At 64.2% G+C, this 371-nt stretch carries 1 protein-coding gene; it reads left to right on the forward strand.

What is annotated here, in order from left to right; all coding sequences use genetic code 11:
- On the forward strand, positions 1-371 hold a 371-nt coding region (locus AC0L2C_RS34240), incomplete at both ends, for an EF-Tu C-terminal domain-related protein (RefSeq protein WP_473525538.1).

Consider the following 371-nt stretch of genomic DNA (forward strand, 5'->3'; position numbering starts at 1 on the left):
CTTGAGATCGTCGGCATCCGTCCGACCACCAAGACGACCTGCACCGGCGTCGAGATGTTCCGCAAGCTGCTCGACCAGGGCCAGGCCGGCGACAACATCGGCGCGCTGCTGCGCGGTGTCGACCGTGAAGGTGTCGAGCGCGGCCAGGTTCTGGCCAAGCCAGGCACGGTCAAGCCGCACAAGAAGTTCGTCGCTGAAGCCTACATCCTGACCAAGGATGAGGGCGGCCGTCACACGCCGTTCTTCACCAACTACCGGCCGCAGTTCTACTTCCGCACGACCGACGTGACCGGTATCGTGTCGCTGCCGGAAGGCACCGAGATGGTGATGCCGGGCGACAACATCACCGTCGATGTCGAGCTGATCGTGCC

Source organism: Mesorhizobium sp. WSM4845 (assembly GCF_055811455.1).